Annotated in this window: 2 protein-coding genes; both read right to left on the reverse strand. The window is 47.7% G+C overall.

Going from position 1 to position 2,537, the window contains the following annotated elements:
• Positions 1-6: 6 nt before the first annotated feature.
• Positions 7-1,737, reverse strand: a complete 1,731-nt coding sequence (locus tag ACWVCM_RS11960; RefSeq protein WP_455201984.1) for a nickel-dependent hydrogenase large subunit — start codon at positions 1,735-1,737, stop codon at positions 7-9.
• A gap of 43 nt (positions 1,738-1,780) precedes the next feature.
• Positions 1,781-2,537, reverse strand: a 757-nt coding sequence (nrfD, locus tag ACWVCM_RS11965; protein ID WP_455201985.1) for an NrfD/PsrC family molybdoenzyme membrane anchor subunit, incomplete at its 5' end; no start/stop codon positions are given.

The following is a 2,537-nucleotide window of genomic DNA, read 5'->3' on the forward strand; positions in this document are numbered from 1 at the left end:
TCTGCATCAGAAGCTGACCCCGCACTGTGACCCAACTGCATGCACCCGAACCAGCTCCTCTTTGGTACGCGTATCAACCATATGTATTGCACAAGCCAGGCATGGATCAAATGAATGAATAGTACGAATAACTTCTAATGGCTTTTCCGGATCAGCTACTGGATTGTCCATCAGCGAAGCTTCGTAGGGACCCATCTTTGAGTTTTCATCGCGGGGGCCGGCATTCCAGGTACTGGGTACTACGCACTGATAATTGCTGATCTTGCCGTCCTTTATTACAGTCCAGTGTGATAATACTCCCCGCGGTGCTTCGTGATATCCATAACCGCGTATTTCACCTTTGGGAAATACCGGCCGGTTAAAGGTGTCGTAGTCTCCTTTACCGATGTTCTCTATTAACAGCTTCCACTGGTTTTGCAGTGATTCATAAATCACCGCAGTGCGTACACAACGAGCGGCATGGCGGCCAATGGTTGAATGCAAAGCCGCAACTGGAATATCAGCACCTGCAACAGCACCCACCATCTTAAGCAACTTGTCGAGATTACGTTTGGTAGGTTCGTGCCCCGCTGCCACCATGCATAACACGTTTGCCAGTGGTCCCACTTGCGCACGCTCATCATAAAATGTTGGCGCTTTCACCCATGAATACTTGCCATCATCCTGAAAGTTGGTGTACTCAGGAATCGTTTCACCGTCATAAGGGTGTAAAGCACCTTTACCACCTTTGTACCAGGAGTGTTTAACGCTTTCCTTGACGCCTTTTTCAAAGTATTCGTCGTTATAACTGCTTATCGCTTTAAACTGACCAATATCGCCATTGGGAATGTAGCCGCCTGGCAACTCGAATTGAGTCCCCTTGGTATCCAGGGGCAAATCGGGAACACATAAATAATTAGTGACACCCGAACCGTATTTCGTCCAGTCGGCATACATGGCACCCACAGCTGCAACATCCACCATGTAGACTTTGTGAACAAAGTCACCCAGCTCATCAATAACATTCTTAATGTAAGCCAGCCGTTCCAGTGTCAGCGTAGACTGGCTGTCCAGGTTAATGGGATTGGCAACACCACCCACCGCGAGGTTTTGAATATGTGGTGTTTTGGAACCCAGGATGGAAACAATTTTGTTGGCACGACGTTGATAATCCAGCGCCTGAAAATAGTGTGCAACAGCAATCAGGTTAATTTCGGGTGGTAACTTCATGGCCGGATGACCCCAGTAACCACTGGCGAACACACCGAGCTGACCCGAATCTACAAAGGCCTGCAATTTGGTTTGTACTGCCCGAAACTCCTGTTCACTGTTCATGTGCCAGTCGGAAAGACTTTGCGCCGTTTGCGAAGCTTTTTTGGGATCAGCTTTTAATGCGGATACGATATCCACCCAGTCCAGGGCCGATAAATGATAAAAGTGCACGATATGATCATGCACCGAATGAGCCGCAATGATCATGTTGCGAATGTATTGTGCATTGAGCGGCACTTCCAGTTGCAAGGCGTTTTCCACCGCTCGCACTGAAGTAATTGCATGCACTGTGGTGCAAACACCGCAGATACGTTGCGTATAAATCCACGCGTCTCTTGGGTCGCGTCCCTGCAAAATCAATTCAATGCCGCGCCACATTTGTCCGGAGGACCAGGCCTTGGTTACCTTGCCTCCATCCACTTCGCAATCCACTCGCAAATGACCCTCGATACGGGTCATGGGATCTACAACAATTCTCTTAGCCACGGGTCACTCCTTTTTATCTTAGACGCTTTGTTACACGCAATAGTCAGGTGGCTTCCGCCCGATGCAGTACGGGTAGCGTTTTGACGAAAATTAAATACAAAACCACTTCAAATGAAAACATGCCAATGGTTATCATTAACTCTGCCAGCGATGGAAAATAGCTCCAGTCGGGCCCCGGGTGATAACCGATGAGATATACATTCATTCGATAAATAGAGCCGGCAAATAACAGCATTAAAGCTGATATAAATATCATTCGGGTATTGGTGTGATTGGACTTATTAAGCATGAAGAACAATGGCACTATAAATAACGCCATTTCCACCCAGAACATGAAAGCATCCAGCGTGCCCTCAAAGGCATAAGCCCACGCGCCTCGCACAGTCATGTCGCCAACACGAATCACAAGATAGGAAATCAGGATCACCAGCATAAAGCGTGACAACTTACCTAGCAGCGGAGTTTCGGTTACCCGCTGAAATCCCATGCTTGCCAGTATGGATTCAAATGGCACAATGGCATAACCCATCATCAGGGCACTTAGCAAAAACAATATAGGTAATAACTGGGTTTGCCATAATGGTGAAACCTGATGCCCAAACACCACAGCCAGGGTGCCCAGTGAAGACTGATGCATGGTGGGTAATAACACGCCTATTGCAATGATAATGAAAAGAAATTTGAATAGTTTTTGCCGCAGGTTTTTAAAGCCGAAGCGTTCTAAGAACGCGGGCGAGAACTCTATCCAGAGTATCACGGTGTACGCCATGACACAGACCGCCACTTCGAACATGACGGAA

The sequence above is a fragment of the Kaarinaea lacus genome (genome assembly GCF_975902315.1).